This window comes from Vibrio splendidus 12E03, assembly GCF_000272105.2.
Classification (GTDB): domain Bacteria; phylum Pseudomonadota; class Gammaproteobacteria; order Enterobacterales; family Vibrionaceae; genus Vibrio; species Vibrio splendidus_I.
On record NZ_AJZD02000279.1, the window covers coordinates 1 to 16750 of the forward strand.

Below are 16750 nucleotides of genomic sequence, written 5' to 3' on the forward strand. Positions count from 1 at the left end.
ATCACAAATAGTTGACCATCGTTAAGACTAGGATATTCATCTTCATAAAAAGTGAAATATGGATATTAAAACGTGAACAACATAAATATTAATAAAATTATCTCTCTACGAAATACCTTCAACAACACCAAAAAGAAGAGCTTCAAACGCTCTACATTGGCCAAAGCAATTTTACCGCTCTTCACCGCTAGTTTGATCGCGGGTTGTGGTAGTGATAATGATAGCGACAACGGTACAGACCCTGGCAACAGTGGTTTATACCCTGCAGCTGAAAACGAAGTCGTTATTTACTACAAACGCGATGTTGCCGCTGCAAGCTCATCTGGCTCAACTTACGACGGTTGGGGGCTGCACCTTTGGAATGGTGAAGGCTGTACCAGCACAGATTTAGTCGGCATGGGATTAAGTGAAACCGGAACCGACTGGAACAGCCCTTACGAATACGATGGTATCAGCGATACTTACGGTGCCTATTATGTGTTGAAAGTTGACCCAGATGCCTCTGACCCACACAAGTGCATGAACTTCATCTTGCACAATGGTGATGAGAAAGCATTTGGCAGTGCGAACTCAAAAGTCGAGTTAACTAAGCTTGGCGATTCACAAGGCGTATTTGGTTTCCATGGCAGCAGCGAGTTGTACTACGACCCTATTTCAGAGCGACCAGTCAATATTGATGGTCAAAAAGCACACTGGCTAGATGCAACCACAATTGGTTGGGAAGCGGCTAGCAATGCAGACTCTGTGAAGCTTTTCTATGCACTAGACAACAGCATCACAATGAACGATAACAAAGAGATTGTCGGCGGAACTGCAATTGAACTAAGCAAAGACGGAGAACTATCTTCTGAATTGAAAGAGCGTTTCCGACACCTAGCAAGCTTACCAGCAGTGGCAATTGATGTTGATGACACAACACTGCGCACCATTTTGAAGTCTCAGATAATTCTTGTTGCCTACAACTCAAATGGCGACGTTACCTCTTCAACTGAGGTTCAAAAGCCTGGTGTACTTGATGCGGTATTTGCTAGTGAAGATGCTGGTAATGCGATGAGTGAAGAATTAGGCGCGATTATTGAAGGCAGTGCAGCGACCTTCAAGCTTTGGGCACCAACCGCGCAAGATGTAGAACTCGTCCTATACAGCGAAGATTTGCAAAGTTCACAAGTGATCCCAATGACGGAAAGTGCTGAAACGGGTATTTGGGCGACTGACGCGGTGTCTAATGCAGTCAACAGTTACTATCGTTACCAAGTGAAGGTCTACCATCCAACCACAGGCAACATCGAAACTCGCCTTGTAACGGACCCTTACTCACTCAGTTTGTCGAAGAACTCCGCGTACTCTCAAGTGATTGACCTAAATGATTCAACCTTGAAACCTGCGAACTGGGACAACTACCAACGACCAACCGTAGAGAAAGACGAAGACCATGTACTTTACGAATCTCACCTACGTGACTTTAGTTTCAGCGATAAGCTCGGCACAGCTAACCTAAATGGAAAATACCTCGCTCTCACAGAAGCCGATCGTGAGTCGGTCAAACACCTACAGGCTCTGCAAGAAGCAGGTTTAACTACGCTGCATATCTTACCAGCATTTGATATCGCTACCGTTGATGAAGATGCTGCGAGCCGTGTTGATATAACCGACACCGTAGGCAAACTGTGTGATGTAAAACCGACTGCTGCCTTATGTGGAAGCGAAGACGAAAACAAAGTCATCGAAGACGTACTCGATGGTTATGACCCTTCAACGGGTGACGCACAAGCATTAATGAATGACCTTCGTATGCTTGATAGCTTCAACTGGGGCTACGACCCATTCCATTACACGGTGCCAGAGGGAAGTTACGCGACCGATCCTAATGGTTCACAGCGTATTCTCGAATTCCGTCAGATGGTGAAAGCCACGCACGACATGGATCTCAAGCTGATCATGGACGTGGTATACAACCACACCAACGCGTCTGGTGTGAACGATAAGTCGGTACTGGATAAGATTGTCCCTGGGTACTACCACCGTCTTAACGTCAACACTGGTGGCGTCGAAAACTCGACTTGTTGTGACAACACTGCGACCGAAAACCTAATGATGGGTAAATTGATGGTCGACTCACTTAAGGTATGGGCTGACGACTATAAAGTGGATGGGTTCCGTTTTGACTTAATGGGCCACCAGCCAAAAGACGTGATGGTAGAAGCTCTTGCTGAAGTACGTAAAATCGACGAGAACACCCTGTTCTACGGTGAAGGTTGGGATTTTGGCGAGGTAGCAAACAACGCACGCTTCGACCAAGCAAACCAAATCAACATGGCAGGCACAGAAATCGGTACCTTCTCAGACCGTTTGCGTGATGCAGTTCGTGGCGGTAGCCCGTTCGATGGTGGTGTCGATTCAGAAGGCAATCACCCACTTCGCTTCAACCAAGGCTTTGGTAACGCTGCGATTGCTAACGATGAAACCAAAGTCGATCAAGAGTCTATCAACGGTCGTTTACACAACCAAGACCTTGTCCGCTTAGGCATGGCGGGTAACCTCGCAGAATACGTGCTGATTGATTACAAAGGCGATACCAAACTGGGTAAAAACGTTGATTACAACGGCGCGCCAGCTGGTTACACCAAGATGCCTTCAGAGAACATCTCTTACGTGTCAAAACATGATAACCAAACGCTTTGGGATAACAACGCATACAAGATCGCCACTGGTACTAGCTCTGCAGAGCGTGCTCGCATGCAGTCTGTATCGCTTTCTACCGTGATGTTGGGCCAGGGTATACCATTCATCCACATGGGTTCTGAACTGCTTCGTTCTAAGTCGATGCAACGCGATTCTTACGATTCTGGTGACTGGTACAACCGCGTAATGTTTGATGGTACTAACAACAACTGGAATGTTGGCTTACCACGTGAAGACAAAGATGGTGCGAACTGGGATCTGATCAAAACCATCATTGCTGACCCAACGGCGAAACCAGACGCAGGCGACATTGAACTCACCAAGCAGCAATTCCTAGAGCTATTAAAAATCCGTAGCTCAAGTGAACTGTTCCGCCTAGACACAGCTGACGAAGTCATGAAACGAGTCGATTTCCGAAATGTGGGCAAAGATCAAGTCGAAGGCCTGATTGTCATGTCTATCGATGATGGTGTGTCTGCAGGTACAGACCTCGATCCAGAGAACGATGCGATTGTCGCGGTTGTAAACTCAACCAATGAAACTCAATCGTTCAAAATCACAGGAGCGACCGGCTTTACTCTTCATGATGTTCAACTGGACTCGGCTGACGACACTGTGAAAGGTGCAAGCTTCGCAGCTGAAACCTTCACAGTCCCTGCATTAACTACCGCTGTGTTCGTGCAAGCTCAAGACGGTGCACAAGGTGCTGGCTTGCCAGTTGATAACTCAGACAAGGATGTGTCTAGCATTCCTCCATACGGCCAAACAACTGTTTACGTTCGTGGTGACATGAATGGATGGAATCCTGTTGATGATTGGGCAATGAACTTTGTCGCTAATGGTGTTTACTCTGTAACAGGCAACTTGGAAGCCGGTGATTATGGCTTCAAGTTTGCGGATGCAGATTGGGGAACACCTAACTTTGGTTGTGATTCCGCTGAACTTGCTGATGGATCAATCGACCTAGGAACTGATGGTAATTGCCAACTAAGCGTAACCGAAGCTGGCACCTACACATTCACTCTGAATGCGATTCACGAACTGGATGACGACGTAGATGGTCCCGTTGTTTCGGTCACTAAGCAGTAAAGCTTAAACTATCGAAGCGAAGTAACAGATAATAAAAACCAGCGAAAGCTAGCCTTTGGGAGACGTCAGTCTCCCTTTTTTTGTGTTCAACAAACACCAAACTAAATACGTACCTCAGCCTCTTGGCTTCATCAACTAACCAACCATCAATGTTGAGTGATAAACAAGCCTTATTAGTTCTTAGTTCTTAGTTCTTAGTTCTTAGTTCTTAGTAGAAAGCATAACGACTTCGTATGAATGTATATTTCCGGTATGTGTTAAATTTAGGAAGCCGAGTTTAGGTCGTTAGATGAAAGGGTAATTCGTCAATAGAGTTCGTATTAAACTGTTTGAGGAGAATAAAATAGACGAGAATGTTTTTTGTTAGCCGCTAGTAAATCAAAACCATAAATAACGAATCACGCGCATTTATATTAGCCATTAGTTATTACATGTAAGTCTGTGGTTATTTACATTCAAGCATTCGGTGAATATGAGTATTGCTTTAATTTATTACGTGTAATAAAAAAGGCTCCTAGTCAGGAGCCCTTCTCTTTATATCAATCGGTATTTACAAACTCGTCGACTATTTTTTATTGACGGCTTTTACAAAGACTTCTTGTGCGCCTTCAATACCAAGTGCTTTTGCTTCATCGAGTAGGCTGAGAGCTTTAGGAATATTATCTGCGTCTACTGCTGCCTGAATGGCATTATGGTAGTAAGTTTGTGTTTCTGGTTGAATCGTCTCAACCTTAACTGCTGCCGCTGGTTTAGCGTTAGATTCATTGCTAGAGCCAAATGAGAAGAAGCCAACTCTATCAATAGTCACTTCTATCTTACCGACATTCGCATTTGGAACGGGAATGTCTTCTACTTCTGGCAAATAGTTACCACGGCCTTCCGCATCTAGACGTGCAGGGTGAATGACATCAGTAAAACCACCAAGATCTTCTTGCTCTGTATAGATAACTAAGTACACAGACTCAGCAGTTGTCGGTGGGTAGAAATCGTTTTCTGCAACAAGACGGTTGCCCAAATGTAATCTTGGTTTAGCGTACTCGAAGCTCTCTTTACCATAACGCTCTAACTCACGACCATTCTTGTCATAAATAACCGCATTAGGCACAAATGCAGTCTCACCGATCATGCTCGTGATCTTAATAGAGTATTCGCCGCGATCCGCTGGTAGCTCGATCGCTACTACAGGGCTGTTTATACCCTGATAGTTTAAAATTTGACTGTCTGGTGTTACATCGAAAATTGCCGAGCTTGGAAGCTTCATCGGGGCAAATTGAAGACCAGCAATAGAGTTAACTTGTTCAGCCTGTGCCACTTGCACTTGCTCAACCACTTGTGCAGATTGACAACCGGCCAACGCAACACAACCACTCAACATTAGAGCTTTAAAATACATAACCCTTCCTTCTTGTTATTTTTTTAAGAAATTTACTAACTTTAATTACCACAAAGAGAACTATTCACCTAGGGAACGATCAACTTAATCGTACATTCCTTAAAAAAATAGCCGACGCGAGCCGGCTATGAATTAGGACAGTTTAGGATTTGTTAAGCTAAGTGTTTACCACCAAGCTTCAGCTTGGATACCGAACACATATTCAGTATCGTCGCCGTTGAATGCATTTTTGTTTTCAGTATCTAGCAAGTAAGAACCGTAAACACGGATTTCAGGACGAGCCCAGAAGCTGTCACCCATAGCCCAAGCTTGAGCTACTGTGAACTTAGCGTTACCGAAATCTTCTTTAGCTAAACCGCTGTCTGAAATTTTCTCACCAGCATTGTAGCCTGCTTCGAAGATAGTACGCATAGTGTCGTTCCACTTGAACATTGGACGAGCCACTACAGAGTACTGGTCGATATCAAAGTTTTTGTTTGTGTAAACGCCTGCAGCTTGACCACCGATGTCGCTACCAGATAGGTATGCTAGTTGGTGACCCATTTCCCAAGATTCGCCTAGGCTCATTACACCCCAGTTGATCAAACGGAAACCAGATGCATCGTTGAATGCTTCAGTACCACGAGCGTAGTATGTACCTGAACCCCAGAAGTTAGCCGCCTGAACACCGTAACCGTTAGTACCGTATTGAAGGATAGTTTGGTGGAAACCGTTATCCATACCTTGGTGAATGATCGCAGAAGCTAGTAGGCCATCATCCGCTTCTTCACTCTTATCATCAGAGTCAGTTGCAAAGTTGTACGCTAATGCTAGCTCTAGAGATGCATCTTGCCATAGGCCAATGTTCGCTAGACGAGCATCAAAAATGTAACCTGTAGACTCGTCGTGATCACCGTCTTGAATCAGTGCAACAGATAGCTTCTGGTCGCCGATTGATAGGTTCTCGATACCACCACCAGTACCAGATGTATTTAGGTAGTAGAAGTCAGTAATGTGGATGTCTTTACGTTGGTAATATGTTTTACCAGCCCAAAGCGTTGCTTCGTTGTCGAAAGATAGAACACCTTTAGCTTTAACAGCGAACTGAGCAACGTTGAAATCGCCGTCTTCCCAACCATTAGAACCGTCGTTGCCTTGAGCAATCATAGATTCTACGCGCCACGTTTGCTCGCCAGTTTTTAGTTCTTCAGCTAGACCAAACTCGTAGTAGTTGTCATTTTCGTTACCTAGACGACCAATACCGTTTTTATTTACTGATACGTCGCCGTTACCGTTACCGCTAATACCAGTACCAGCACGCATGTAACCATTAAAATCTACAGCGAACGCAGAGCCAGCAGCTAGCGTAGTCGCCACTGCAGCAGCAATCAAACTTACTTTTTTCATTCTTAACTCCATTAAGGACGATTTATTTTAGGTTTTTATATTTTTGCTCTCTTGCGGCAACCAAAGGCAGTAATGGTAGTCGTAAGATAGAGAGGTTTAGGGTTTCCCCTGATTCGTTTCAACGGGGTCAATATTAAGAGGGGATGACAAGTTTGACTTCCTCCACCCCTAACTAAATTAAGGGGGACTAGAGGGGAGTAGAAAATATACAGAACGGTGTTTTAAAGAGGTAGATCACTTAATCTAGGAGGAGTAGACAGCACTCAGATCTAATTATTCACCTTAAGTGAGATCTACTTCAAATATATAATTTGAACCTAATCGGTAAATTATTTTTTTAACCGTAATTATTCTGTGAAGTTGCTTGACCTTACTGTGACAAAGCTTTTTACTTATAGTTCACTGATGTTGATAAACGAACAAGAAATCAAGCAATGACTAGAACGCTCGCTCGCCCTTATCCACTAGGCGCAACGCTAGGTAACACTGGCTGTAACTTTTCAATTTATTCTCCTGACTGTAAATCACTCTCTCTCGCTCTTTTTGACGAGAACGACGAATTCACCACTTATAAATTAGAAAATGAATACGCTGATATCAGATATGTCTTTATTGATGGTATTAAAGCGGGACAAAAATACGGCTTCATTGCAGAAACGGACAATGGCCCTATCCTGCTTTCAGACCCGTACGCCAAAGCAATAAGCGAACCGCTCAATTACGTCACGCCATATACCAATGAAAAAAGCTTTGCTATGGCGAAATGTGTTGTTGTTGATGACACCTTCGATTGGCAAGACGTAGAAAAGCCACGCATTAGCCGTGAAGATACTGTTCTTTTTGAAACGCATGTAAAAGGCCTATCTCAACTGCACCCAGAAGTGGCAGCCAATACTAAAGGTCGTTACTTAGGGTTAGTGAGCCCTGAAATGCTTGCGTTCTACAAACAACAAAATATCAACTCTCTACAGCTTCTACCCGTTGCTGCGTGTATGCATGAACCTCATCTATTGGACATGGATAAAGTGAATTATTGGGGTTACAACCCATACTTGTTCATGGTGCCAGACCCACGCTACTCAGAAAAAGACGCTGTTAATGAACTCAAAACCGCCATTCGTGAACTTCACCGCAATGGCATCGAAGTTATTCTAGACGTGGTGTACAACCACACGGCAGAGGGTGGCGAAGGTGGTACAACCTTCAACCTCAAAGCGCTAGATAGCCATTACTACATTAAACATGGCTGCCATTACGCGAACTTTACTGGTTGTGGTAACACCGTTGATCTCACCCATCAACCAGCACTTAACTTAGTGATGGATACGCTTCGTTATTGGGTAAGTGAATTCCAAGTCGACGGCTTCCGTTTTGATTTGGCTGCAACACTGGGGCGCGAGGGAGACAACTACAACCCTGAGGCTGCATTCTTTAAAGCTGTGGCTCAAGACCCTGTACTTAAAGAAACCAAGCTCATTGCAGAACCTTGGGACATCGGCCCGAATGGCTACCAAGTGGGTAATTTCCCGCTAGGCTGGAATGAGTGTAACGACAAACTACGAGACATCACACGTAGCTTCTGGCGTGGTGATCAAGGCTACCTAAAAGAGTTTGCAACCCGTTTGATGGGGTCACGTGACATCTACAGTGCTGCGCACTGGCCGTATAAATTAACCGTCAACTACATCACTTATCATGATGGTTTCACCATGCAGGATCTTGTTTCTTACAAGCATAAGCACAACGAAGAGAATGGTGAGAACAACCGCGATGGACACGGTGACAACCGTTCTGAAAACTACGGTGTTGAAGGTGAAACCGAAAACCTGTTAGTTATCGCGACACGTGAAAAGCAGAAACGTAACTTCATGGCGAGCCTGCTGTTTGCTTTTGGTATTCCTCATATTTTGACGGCCGATGTGTTATCTCATACTCAAAAAGGTAACAACAACGCTTACTGCCAAGATGGCGTGACCAGCTGGCTTAACTGGGAAGATTCAGAGCGCAAAACTTACTTCAAGACTTGGTTATCTGAAATGATCTCTGCTCGTCAGCAATACATGGTGCCGTTTATTAAGGCATTCAGTGGCGAAAAGCGTAACTCTAACCGCATCTTCTGGAGCCGTGTCGATGGCACACTTATGGAGCATGACGACTGGAACCGCTTAAGCTCAGTAGCTTTGCATTTAGGTATTGGCAAAGAGGGCGACGAGTTAATTTATCTTATCAACCAAACCAACGCCCCTGCACGCTTCGCATTACCTAAGGATCGCGATCAAAACTGGGTGACCATTTGTGATACTAACCTGAGAAATGTAAAACCAGGTCATGCTGAAGGTGAAATGCTGTTATCGCCAACTTCGATGGCTATTTTGCATTATTCGCCAGGTAAGACTGAGTCAATCTAAGTTAAAAGCTAAGTCAGTTCAATAAAACACCAAAAACCATAAAGGCCAGTTATATTTATAACTGGCCTTTTTGTTAGCTGAATATCACAAAACTCATTCTTTTATATGGAATCATTTGCATTGCTGTGATTAAGAAAACTGTTTAGTATGGCCGTACTATAAAAATGAATCTATTACGTCTTTGGATATCATGGCTTTACCTAAAACATTAATTCGGCTTTTTAAACCATACATTATTTTATTAACTGGAGGGATGCTCTATCTTGCTGTGGCTCAGCTTGAAAAAGTAGAAACAGCAGCAACAGAACAATCATCAACAAACATTCGTATCGCAAGCTCTACCATTCGTTCCAACATCGAAGCCACATTCGGCAAACTCTATTTTTTAGAAACCAGTCTAGGCTTACCTAAAACGGCTCCAATCGGTGATAAAAAATTCAGGGAGTTGAGCGATAATATTCTAAAAAGAACACCAAACTTCTCTGATATCGTTCGTTACCAACCACAATCCCAACAATATATATCAAGTCGTGGATTACCTCTTTCCCATGAACAAATCGACTCCATAAAATGGAACTCAATAGACAGTGTGGTTGAGGATTTCTACATCTCTTCGATTTACCAAAAAGCAGATGGTCGTTGGGTATTCGCAGTTAAACACACGGCGGAAAGATTAAATGAAGAAATATGGATTGAGTTTGACCTTCTACACACCACACAAGGGTTAAGAGACTTAAAAACGCTTAATCACGGCTATGTGTTTGTCGTTGACCGAGCAACAGAACGACTGGTCTTCCATCCAGATCCAAAACGTATCGGATCTAAATCAGTCAGCTATCACGCAGGTATCAGTCACCAACTCTCACAAGGTGAAACCGTTGGTAAACACGAATATTACTATCAAGATAACTTCAAAATATCGGTGTTTGACGCTGACAACAGCTTGAATTGGGTATTCATCGCAGGCACCGATCGCCACGATATCTTAACCAGCTCACACCAGTTTACTTTAACTGGCTTGGTGCTTGGTTCACTGCTTCTATTGTGGATTGGCGCAAACTATTTGGCTTATCGTTTGAACGTGTCCTTATCGCAACTGAATAAAGTCGATGATCTTGTAAGCTTTAAGCGAGAGTTAAAATCCATACTGGACAGCTTCACCTACCAAAAAGGCATTCAATTCTGTCTCTATCAGCCTGAGAACAACGCATTCAGTACCATCGACTATCACGGAAACAAGTCAACGGTACATTGTGACAAAGCCCTTGCAGAGCGATTTACACCGGGCACCATGGCTTACCGAAGTGGTAAGTACGCAGACCCATTAGCGTGTAAACTCAAAATACACCAACGTCATTACTGTATTCCTTTGCACTCTCGCAAGCAGTTGATCGCAGTGCTATACGTAAACGCAAACTTACCGATCAGCCAGAGTATTCTGCGAATGATCCGAGATTACACTGAGGTCTCTTTGTCTAACTTACTGCTTCAACATCAATTGAGTAGCAAAGATCTGATGACGCAGTTAGACAATAAGAGCAGTTTCAGTATCGCCATCGAAAACTACGTGAGCGAGCCCGATACCTATGTTGCTCTGCTTGATATCGATAACTTTGACCATGTAAACCGAGCCTACGGTGAAACGGTGGGCGACAAGATGATCAAGCTGACTGCAGAATCAATTCGAAGTTACTTCCCCAAGCCAAAGGGACTTTGCTTGGCACGTGTAGGAGGAAAGGAGTTCGCGGTATTGTTCAAAGCCAATGATGTAAAAGATGCAAAATTCCAGCTAGACCAGTGCAGAGTCGGAATCGCGGAGAAAACCATCGTCACTCCAGATATCACCTTATCACTAGGGGTTAGTGTGGGGTATTCGCAAATAGAAGGCGAAACAGACTCAGCTTTAGCGCTGGCGGAACAAGCAAAGCTTATCGCACAACAACTTGGTAAGAACCGAGTGGAAGGCCATATCAGAGCCGTTGCCAAAGCATCGTAAACCTATACTAACAATTCTGTAGCCATCACACACCGCAAAGCACCTAGGATTCACACCCTAGGTGCTTTTGTTTTTCTAGAAAGTCATTACAATGCGCTTTCGATAAGACAACATCCCTTTTCTAACGACGCGAACCTTATGAAGCTAAGTAACCGACTGCAAACTCTCCACTCCCTTGTCAGCAATGACTACCAACATATTTGGGACTGTTGTTGTGATCATGGCTTTTTGGGTGTTCAACTGTTGTCGGATAATAAAGCGCCTCAGATTCACTTTGTCGATATAGTCCCGTCTCTGATGAATGAATTGGAAGGCAAGCTAACTCGTTACTTTCCCCAAGGTGAAACGGTAGAGCAAAAGGTCACTAGCCAATGGCAAGTTTACTGCTTAGATGTGGCAGCGATTCCATTGGAAAAGCACACTGGCAGACATCTAGTCATTATCGCTGGTGTGGGTGGCGATCTAACTCAGAAATTAGTCGATGATATTCACCGTCAACACCCTGACAAAGCGATCGATTTCTTGCTTTGTCCGGTGCATCAACAATTCGAGCTAAGAAGCCATTTAAAGGCGCTCAATTTTAGTCTTATTGATGAAGTGTTGATTGAAGAGAACCGTCGTTATTACGAGATTTTATTGGTGAGCAATAACCAAGGCGAGGCAGAAAAGAGCCAAACCATTAGCGAGATATCAAACGTCGGTGACAAGATCTGGACACCAAGCTGTGATGAACAAGTGAAGGTATCACAGCAATACAAAACCAAAACATTGCAGCACTACTTACGTATCCATCAAGGACAAGAGAAGCAAGGCAAACCGAGCCAAGTGAAGCACATCATTGATGCATACCAAGCTATTTGACGGTAGTAAACACTAACTTTATCGCGTACCCTGACACCGCGATTCAATAAAAAAGCCGATAGTTCAATGAACTATCGGCTTTTTTGATGCTATCTGTTTGATTTGATCTTACTGCTCTTGCTTCTTATGAACCGTATCAAGCCCATCAATCGTTTCAGCCTCACGGAGCGTATCAACCCCATAAACCGTATCAAGATAGGCGTCTTTCTCTTTCCACGTGTTATTCAACCAACTGTGGAAACGGCGCTTAAACGCTTTATCTTCAAAGTAATTACCGTTTACGTTCTCATCCATCGGATGCAATTTAATACGCACCACGACCTTGGTCATTTTGCCTTTTAGCATATCTTCAAACGGATAAGTCTGGTTTTCTGGATAAGCCAGAGTGACATCAACAATGCCATCTAAGATTGGTCCCATTGCCGATAGTGCAAATGCTACACCACCAGTTTTAGGCTTCAATAGGTGTCGGTAAGGGGTTTTCGCTGTCGCCAGTTTCTCGTGATTGGCACGCGTTCCTTCAACAAAGTTAACCAAGGTTGTCGGTGCAAGCTTGAACTTAGTACACGCTTTGTTGATTGCATCGAAATCATCATTACGACGTTCTGGGTTACGCAGCAAAAACTCACGCGAGTGACGTCTCATGAAGGGCATATCTAGCCCCCAACATGCCAACCCAACAAAAGGGACATACAGCAATTCATGCTTAAGGAAGAACTTAGTCATCGGCATCTTATCTTTCAAGATAGAAGACAGAATAACAATATCTGCCCAGCTAAGATGATTCGACATCATCAAATACCACTGTTTAGTCGAGATATCTTCCCCGCCTTCGACTTGCCACTCGATGTCGTTGTTCACGTTCAACATCCAAAGGTTGAGCGAAGCCCAGCACCAAAATGTGAAGTTAGCTAAACGAGTACACGACTTCTGCACAACAGAGATTGGCAGAATCAGTTTGATGAGGCCAAAGAAGCTCACGGTAAACGCAGTCATTGCGGTATTGATGGTCACGAACAATACGTTCAAGGCCATACGAAGATTATCAAGCATAAAACACGGCTATATTGAGATCGAAAGCCGCCATTATACGCATCTACAAATTATTCTCTTTAGTTATTAGTGCAATACTTCAGGGGTCAAACCACTCTGCAGACTTTGCTAAAGCTCGGCTCTAGATCCCCAAAACAACGCACCACGCAGATAACAATTACACATTCGAGTCATTTTGACCAGCTTGTGAAGTGTCTTTTTGACACAATAACAGTTAATTTCATTCGCAAAACCAGTATTGATAAGCATTCTCATTATTGGCATGCTACATGCAACTCCAAAGTGTAAATAGTTGAGTATCCTTAATGAGATAACTTCTCTTCTTAAAGGTGATGATATGACAGATATTCCTCATGGTTTGGTAACCGGAAAAATCCTACACAAGACAGAATGGACAGATCAATTGTTCTCACTCCAAGTCAGTGCTCCTGTCTCCCCTTATCAGGCGGGTCAGTTTACTAAGCTCGGCTTACTCAATAGTGAGGATGAGTTCGTGAGACGTGCTTATTCCATGGTGAATGCGCCGGAACATGAGCAAGGTCATCAGCATCTAGAGTTTTTGATTATTAAGGATCAAAACGGTCAGCTCTCTCCTAAGCTTCATGAATTGAAGGTAGGCGATGACATCTTTGTCGGCAAAGACCCAAGCGGCTTCATGACATTGGATGAAATCCCAGAGATCGCCGACGATCTATGGATGCTTTCAACCGGAACCGCGGTTGGCCCATTCATCTCAATGCTCGAAAGCATGCAGCTCCAACAACAGAATGGATTGGCTTCAGAAAAAGCCGCGTCATTCAACAACCTTGTATTGGTTCATGCCGTAAGAACAGAACAAGACCTGACTTATCGAGACCGTATCACTCAACTCGTCGATCACTTTCAAGGGAAACTTAAATATGTGCCAATTATTTCTAGAGAATCAGTCACCGGAACTTTGCGCGGACGAATCCCAAGCTTGTTACTTGGAGGCGACCTTGAGCAAGCCGCGTCTGTCGCTTTCAATCAAACCCGCAGTTTCTTCTACCTTTGCGGCAATCCGCAAATGGTTCGTGACACAAGTGAAGCACTAACCAGCTTAGGTTTCGAAAAGCACTTACGTAGAAAGCCTGGTCAATTCAGTAGTGAAAACTATTGGTAAAGATTGCTCACCTACGACAGAGAAGTACCCATTTTAAAGAACAGTCAGATAAGAGGTTTTATATGAGTCATTTACGTATTCCGTCACACTGTAAAATCCAACGTTCAACACCGTTTTTCACCAAAGACAATATACCAGCAGCACTCCTCAACCATCACAACACCGCAGAGGGTGTCTTTGGTCAGATCTGCGTAATGGAAGGTACAGTGACCTTCTATGGTTTTGCTGATATTGAAGCAACAGAACCAGAAAAAGTGATCACAATTGAAGCCGGGCAATTTGCCACCAGTCCACCTCAATATTGGCATCGAGTGGAACTGAGTGACGACGCACAATTCAACATTAATTTCTGGTCAGAAAAAGAGACCAAGAAGATGTTCAACACTCGAAAGTAAGATCCATTCGATATTCATGAACTTATAAGCAAGCTACTTCGTAATGTGATTTTTAATGTTCAATAAGTGGAGATAAAAGACCAAATAACCTTAATAATTACAATGACTAATGGTGATAGACAAGAGAAAAAAACTCTAGCACACTGAACAGAGTTATTAGTTTTAGCCCGATTTTAGATTAATAAAACAGACGGGTTATTTATATTTTAGGTAAGAGAGGAAGCCATGCTCAACATTGCTTTTTTTAGCTCAAAATCATACGACGAAAAATCATTCAACCTTGCGAAAGGCGAACTCAACGCTGAGTTTCATTTCCATGATTTTCGCCTCACTACAACCACGGCAAAAATGGCGCACGACAACGAAGTGGTGTGTGCATTTGTAAACGACGACCTATCGCGAGACGTGCTAGAGATTCTTGCACAAGGCGGCACCAAGCTGATTGCAATGCGCTGTGCGGGTTTTGATAAAGTCGACCTAGGCGCAGCCAAAGAGTTTGGCCTGCAAGTGGTTCGCGTTCCTGCTTATTCACCAGAATCGGTAGCTGAACACACGGTCGGCATGATGATGTGTTTGAACCGTAAACTGCACAAGGCATACCAACGAACTCGTGATGCGAACTTCTCCCTTGAAGGCTTGGTCGGCTTTAACTTCCACGGTAAAACCGTTGGTGTGATTGGTTCAGGTAAGATTGGCTTAGCAACGATGCGCATTCTGAAGGGTTTGGGCATGAACATCCTATGTTATGACCCATATCCAAACCCATTAGCCGTTGAACTAGGTGCTAAATACGTGGAATTGGATGAGCTTTATCAAGAGTCTGATGTGATTTCTCTGCACTGCCCAATGAGCAAAGAGAACTACCATCTTTTGGATGCGACTGCATTTGAGAAAATGAAAGATGGCGTGATGATCGTTAACACCAGCCGCGGTGAACTGTTAGATTCAACCGCAGCAATCGAAGCACTGAAACAGAGTAAGATTGGCGCGCTTGGCCTTGATGTGTATGACAACGAGAAAGAGCTGTTCTTCCAAGACAAGTCTAACGATGTGATTGTGGATGACGTGTTCCGTCGCCTATCTGCTTGCCATAACGTGCTGTTCACAGGTCACCAAGCTTTCTTGACCAAAGATGCACTGTTCAACATTGCCAATACAACCCTAACCAGCGTTGACGCTTTCTTTGCAGACAACACCAGCGGCAACGAACTCGTTCAATAACGAGCTGATTTAAAAACAGACTAGCTCTACAAATACAAAGCCACGCTATTCCTAAGTGAACAGCGTGGCTTTTTGGGTTATCCCAATATAGAAAACAGAACTAGATGCAGAAGTGGCAATCCTCGATGTCTAATCCGTAAGTACCTTTTCGAATAGCCAGATGCTCTTCCCCTGCCTTCACGCCCATCTCATAACCTGCATCCAAGGTACTTTGAACCATAGTCAGTCGCTTAACCGCGAACGTTTCCGGTGGCGCAATCACCTTAATGGTCGCATCTTTTGGAGGGTTACGAATGAACTCCAAAGACTGGTTGTAGTTTTCAGCACGTACCGCCATCGACTCCGCAATGTTTGGGAATTTCTTTAACAGTTTTTTCAGCATCCACTGATACTTCTGCGGCTTCATTCGGTAGCTCAATGGGTGAGATAGAATCACGGTAATATCACGCGCACCACGGCGATAAGCTTCACGAACTGGAATTGAATCGGCTACACCACCATCTGTATAACAGCCGCCAGAGAAGCACGGTGTTTCACGGTAAGCGATAGGTAAGGCCGTTGTTGCTTCAACCACATTAGAAAGGTTTTCTGGCTTAATGTGATAGTAATCGGCACTGCCTGTATCCACATTCGTCACAGCGGCAATCAGTGGGATACTTGAAAACATCTCACCACAATCCAGTGGATAGCGTTGGTTTGATTCATTCCACAACCACTTCACGTCTACCAAGTTACCACCCTTGGCAAAACGAGTTGGGTTGAAGAAGGTTTTATCGGTCGCCATCGTGGTGATCACGTTGTAGCTGCGTTTTGGCGCTTGAGATAAGTAACCAACCAAATTGGATACGCCCGCAGATACGCCAATGGCAAAATCATAAGGACGGAAATCGTCTTCCATAAAGGCGTCTAACACTCCGGCAGCGAAGATGCCTCTCATTGCCCCACCTTCAACGATTAATGCGCTTTTACTCATCTCAAACTCTACTACTTTATAAACTGATAGCCGTAGGATAATCCCGTCCGTCTTATAAAGATAATGGGATAGATTTATCAATTCGATAGGCAAAAGCTATTAATAGAAAAAGCGATAAATTTCAATAAATTGACGTGACTGACACGGTTTTC

Annotated in this window: 11 protein-coding genes; 7 read left to right on the forward strand and 4 right to left on the reverse strand. The window is 43.9% G+C overall.

The window, feature by feature from the left end; translation table 11 throughout:
* Positions 1–72 precede the first annotated feature (72 nt).
* A complete protein-coding gene (pulA, locus tag A142_RS17410; RefSeq protein WP_019827003.1) occupies positions 73–3771 on the forward strand; it encodes a pullulanase-type alpha-1,6-glucosidase in 3699 nt (1232 codons plus the stop codon).
* Positions 3772–4336: 565 nt separating this feature from the next.
* On the opposite strand, the gene A142_RS17415 is transcribed toward pulA, so the two are convergent.
* The gene (locus A142_RS17415) at positions 4337–5164 is read right to left on the reverse strand and encodes a MalM family protein (RefSeq protein ID WP_019827004.1); all 828 of its coding nucleotides are present in this window, start codon (positions 5162–5164) and stop codon (positions 4337–4339) included.
* Positions 5165–5329: 165 nt separating this feature from the next.
* Positions 5330–6550 (reverse strand): maltoporin LamB, encoded by a 1221-nt coding sequence (gene lamB / locus A142_RS17420; RefSeq protein ID WP_019827006.1) that lies wholly within the window; start codon positions 6548–6550, stop codon positions 5330–5332.
* Between the two features lie 434 nt (positions 6551–6984).
* On the opposite strand from lamB, the gene glgX reads away from it, so the two are divergent.
* From glgX to A142_RS17435, 3 genes are all read left to right on the forward strand, one after another.
* A complete protein-coding gene (glgX, locus tag A142_RS17425) occupies positions 6985–8958 on the forward strand; it encodes a glycogen debranching protein GlgX (RefSeq protein ID WP_019827008.1) in 1974 nt (657 codons plus the stop codon).
* Between the two features lie 253 nt (positions 8959–9211).
* Positions 9212–10954, forward strand: a complete 1743-nt coding sequence (locus A142_RS17430; protein WP_032545645.1) for a sensor domain-containing diguanylate cyclase — start codon at positions 9212–9214, stop codon at positions 10952–10954.
* A 138-nt stretch (positions 10955–11092) separates the two neighbouring features.
* Complete coding sequence (locus A142_RS17435; RefSeq protein WP_019827012.1) at positions 11093–11815, forward strand: tRNA (adenine(22)-N(1))-methyltransferase; 723 nt, start codon at positions 11093–11095, stop codon at positions 11813–11815.
* Between the two features lie 108 nt (positions 11816–11923).
* On the opposite strand, the gene A142_RS17440 is transcribed toward A142_RS17435, so the two are convergent.
* Positions 11924–12868 carry an acyltransferase gene (locus A142_RS17440; RefSeq protein WP_019827014.1) on the reverse strand — a complete coding sequence of 315 codons (945 nt, stop codon included), beginning with the start codon at positions 12866–12868 and terminating at the stop codon, positions 11924–11926.
* Positions 12869–13205: 337 nt separating this feature from the next.
* Here A142_RS17440 and A142_RS17445 point away from each other — a divergent pair, with 337 nt between their 5' ends.
* The 3 genes from A142_RS17445 to A142_RS17455 all read left to right on the forward strand — a co-directional run bounded on the left by A142_RS17445 (position 13206) and on the right by A142_RS17455 (position 15625).
* Positions 13206–14009 carry a ferredoxin--NADP reductase gene (locus A142_RS17445; RefSeq protein WP_029405756.1) on the forward strand — a complete coding sequence of 268 codons (804 nt, stop codon included), beginning with the start codon at positions 13206–13208 and terminating at the stop codon, positions 14007–14009.
* Positions 14010–14071: 62 nt separating this feature from the next.
* Complete coding sequence (locus A142_RS17450; RefSeq protein WP_019827017.1) at positions 14072–14404, forward strand: DUF1971 domain-containing protein; 333 nt, start codon at positions 14072–14074, stop codon at positions 14402–14404.
* Positions 14405–14629: 225 nt separating this feature from the next.
* The gene (locus A142_RS17455; RefSeq protein WP_019827018.1) at positions 14630–15625 is read left to right on the forward strand and encodes a 2-hydroxyacid dehydrogenase; all 996 of its coding nucleotides are present in this window, start codon (positions 14630–14632) and stop codon (positions 15623–15625) included.
* A gap of 100 nt (positions 15626–15725) precedes the next feature.
* Here the strand turns inward: A142_RS17455 and A142_RS17460 are convergent, their stop codons facing one another.
* On the reverse strand, positions 15726–16598 hold the full coding sequence (locus A142_RS17460) for a patatin-like phospholipase family protein (protein WP_019827019.1): 873 nt from the start codon (positions 16596–16598) through the stop codon (positions 15726–15728).
* Positions 16599–16750: the final 152 nt, after the last annotated feature.

Excerpts from the sequence above, each read along its gene's own strand:
- A142_RS17415 (WP_019827004.1), bottom strand. The coding sequence starts at position 5,164 with ATGTATTTTAAAGCTCTAATGTTGAGTGGTTGTGTTGCGTTGGCCGGT.
- glgX (WP_019827008.1), top strand. The coding sequence starts at position 6,985 with ATGACTAGAACGCTCGCTCGCCCTTATCCACTAGGCGCAACGCTAGGT.
- A142_RS17435 (WP_019827012.1), top strand. The coding sequence starts at position 11,093 with ATGAAGCTAAGTAACCGACTGCAAACTCTCCACTCCCTTGTCAGCAAT.
- A142_RS17445 (WP_029405756.1), top strand. The coding sequence starts at position 13,206 with ATGACAGATATTCCTCATGGTTTGGTAACCGGAAAAATCCTACACAAG.
- A142_RS17455 (WP_019827018.1), top strand. The coding sequence starts at position 14,630 with ATGCTCAACATTGCTTTTTTTAGCTCAAAATCATACGACGAAAAATCA.
- A142_RS17430 (WP_032545645.1), top strand. The coding sequence starts at position 9,212 with ATGCTCTATCTTGCTGTGGCTCAGCTTGAAAAAGTAGAAACAGCAGCA.
- A142_RS17440 (WP_019827014.1), bottom strand. The coding sequence starts at position 12,868 with ATGCTTGATAATCTTCGTATGGCCTTGAACGTATTGTTCGTGACCATC.
- lamB (WP_019827006.1), bottom strand. The coding sequence starts at position 6,550 with ATGAAAAAAGTAAGTTTGATTGCTGCTGCAGTGGCGACTACGCTAGCT.
- A142_RS17450 (WP_019827017.1), top strand. The coding sequence starts at position 14,072 with ATGAGTCATTTACGTATTCCGTCACACTGTAAAATCCAACGTTCAACA.
- A142_RS17460 (WP_019827019.1), bottom strand. The coding sequence starts at position 16,598 with ATGAGTAAAAGCGCATTAATCGTTGAAGGTGGGGCAATGAGAGGCATC.